The organism is Streptomyces sp. NPDC051364 (assembly GCF_040682115.1).
Taxonomy (GTDB): Bacteria; Actinomycetota; Actinomycetes; order Streptomycetales; family Streptomycetaceae; genus Streptomyces.
The window spans coordinates 1-2,613 of record NZ_JBFBAH010000081.1 but is presented as its reverse complement, the minus strand read 5'-3'; the positions used below and the strand labels follow the sequence as shown (position 1 = coordinate 2,613).

The 2,613-nt window shown below is 69.3% G+C and carries 3 protein-coding genes; all 3 read left to right on the top strand.

The window, feature by feature from the left end; genetic code table 11:
• The coding region (locus AB0M76_RS43360; RefSeq protein ID WP_365958281.1) for an aliphatic sulfonate ABC transporter substrate-binding protein at positions 1–977 on the top strand (977 nt) is incomplete at its 5' end.
• 40 nt (positions 978–1,017) lie between these two features.
• Positions 1,018–1,809 (top strand): ABC transporter ATP-binding protein, encoded by a 792-nt coding sequence (locus tag AB0M76_RS43355; RefSeq protein ID WP_365958280.1) that lies wholly within the window; start codon positions 1,018–1,020, stop codon positions 1,807–1,809.
• A partial coding sequence (locus AB0M76_RS43350) for an ABC transporter permease subunit (RefSeq protein ID WP_365958279.1) occupies positions 1,796–2,613 on the top strand: 818 nt, incomplete at its 3' end. The genes AB0M76_RS43355 and AB0M76_RS43350, both read left to right, overlap by 14 nt.

Below are 2,613 nucleotides of genomic sequence, written 5' to 3'. Positions count from 1 at the left end.
AGCTCTCGGCCTCCGAGGTCCGTATCGGGTACTTCCCGAACCTGACGCACGCCACCGCTCTGGTCGGCATCCAGGAGGGCCTGATCGCCAAGGAGCTCGGCGGCACCGCGATCAAGCCGCAGACCTTCAACGCCGGCCCGTCCGAGATCGAGGCCCTCAACGGGGGCTCTCTCGACATCGGCTTCATCGGCCCCTCGCCGGCGATCAACGGCTACGTGAAGTCCAAGAGCACCAACCTGCGGATCGTCTCCGGATCCGCCTCCGGCGGCGTGAAGCTGGTCGTGAACCCGGACAAGATCAAGACCCTGGACGACGTCAAGGGCAAGAAGATCGCCACCCCGCAGAAGGGGAACACGCAGGACGTCGCGTTCCTCAACTGGATCTCCGAGAAGGGCTGGAAGGTCGACCCGGAGTCCGGCAAGGGTGACGTCTCCGTCGTCCGCACGGACAACAAGGTGACCCCGGACGCCTTCAAGCAGGGCTCGATCGACGGCGCCTGGGTGCCCGAGCCGACCGCCTCCAAGCTGGTCGCCGACGGCGGCTCCGTCCTCCTCGACGAGACCGCCCTGTGGCCCGACAAGAAGTTCGTGATCACGAACATCATCGTGTCGCAGAAGTTCCTCAAGGAGCACGCCGACGTCGTCGAGGCCGTACTGCGCGGCACGGTCAAGACCAACGACTGGATCAACGCCAACCCGGACAAGGCCAAGGCCTCCGCGAACGCGAAGCTGGAGGCCGAGGGCGGCAAGCCGCTCGACGCGAAGGTCATCGACCCGGCGTGGAAGAGCATCCTCGTCACCGACGACCCCCTCGCCAACACGCTGAAGACCGAGTCCGACTGGGCGGTCAAGGCCAAGCTCATCGAGCAGCCCGACCTCGCCGGCATCTACGACCTGACGCTCCTGAACAAGGTCCTCAAGGCGGCCGGCAAGCCCGAGGTCGCCGACGCCGGCCTCGGCGCCAGTGGTTCCAAGTAACACAGCAGCCCGTCCGTACAAACCCCAGGAGGTGACGACCATGGCCACCACACTCGCCAAGGCTGCCGAGGGCACGGTAGCGGAGCAGACACACGCCGCCCGCATCGCGCACGTCTCGAAGTCCTTCTCCGGCCCGGCCGGATCGCAGCTCGTCCTGGACGACATCAGCCTCGATGTCGCTCCCGGCGAGTTCGTCACCATCCTGGGGGCCTCGGGGTGCGGGAAGTCCACCCTGCTCAACCTGGTCGCCGGACTCGACAAGCCCAGCACGGGCACCATCGAGACCGCCGGCCGGCCCGCCCTGATGTTCCAGGAACACGCCCTCTTCCCGTGGCTCACCGCGGGCAAGAACATCGAACTCGCCCTGCGCCTGCGCGGGGTGGCCAAGGCCGACCGCAAGCCCGAGGCCGAACGGCTGCTCGAGCTGGTCCGCCTCGGCGGCGCGTACGGCAAGCGGGTCCACGAACTGTCCGGCGGCATGCGCCAGCGCGTCGCCCTGGCCCGCGCCCTCGCCCAGGACAGCCGGCTCCTCCTGATGGACGAACCGTTCGCGGCCCTGGACGCCATCACCCGGGACGTCCTGCACGGCGAACTCACCCGCATCTGGGCCGAGACGGACGTCTCCGTCCTCTTCGTCACGCACAACGTGCGCGAGGCCGTCCGCCTCGCCCAGCGCGTGGTCCTGCTCTCCTCACGACCCGGCCGGATCGCCAAGGAATGGACCGTGGACATCCCGCAGCCGCGCCGCATCGAGGACGCGGACGTCGCGGAACTGTCCGTCGAGATCACTGAACACCTGCGTGGGGAGATCCGCCGCCATGGCCAGCACTGACACCACCCCGAAGGCCGCGGCCGGCGCCAGGAGCGACGACCTGGCGGGCCTGGAGGCCGGCCTGGACGCGCTCGACGCGGTCCAGACCCACCGCACCCCCGCCCGCGAGGTCCTCGTCAAAAAGGTCCTGCCGCCGGTCATCGCCGTCGGCCTGGTCCTGCTGGTGTGGCAGATCCTCGTCGCGGCGAAGGTCACCGACGAGACCAAGCTCCCCTCGCTATCCGCAGTGTGGGACAGCCTGTCCGGAATGTGGCTCAAGGGCACCCTGCTCGAGGTCATCTGGACCAGCGTCTCCCGCGGCCTGCTCGGCTTCCTCCTCGCCCTGGCCATCGGCACCCCGCTCGGCCTGATCGTCGCCCGCGTCAAGTTCGTCCGCGCCGCGATCGGCCCGATCCTCCAGGGCCTGCAGTCCCTGCCCTCGGTCGCCTGGGTGCCCCCGGCCGTGCTCTGGTTCGGCCTCAACGACGCCATGATGTACACGGTGATCCTGCTCGGCGCCGTCCCCTCCATCGCCAACGGCCTCGTCTCCGGCATCGACCAGGTCCCCCCGCTGTTCCTGCGCGCCGGCCGCACCCTCGGCGCCACCGGCCTGCGCGGCGCCCGGCACGTGGTCATGCCCGCCGCCCTCCCCGGCTACCTCGCCGGCCTCAAGCAGGGCTGGGCCTTCTCCTGGCGCTCCCTCATGGCCGCCGAAATCATCGCCAGCTCCCCCGACCTCGGCCTCGGCCTCGGCCAGCTCCTGGAGAACGGCCGCAACAACATCGACCTGCCCGGCGTGTTCCTCGCGATCATCCTCATCCTCGT

Excerpts from the sequence above, each read along its gene's own strand:
- AB0M76_RS43355 (WP_365958280.1), top strand. The coding sequence starts at position 1,018 with ATGGCCACCACACTCGCCAAGGCTGCCGAGGGCACGGTAGCGGAGCAG.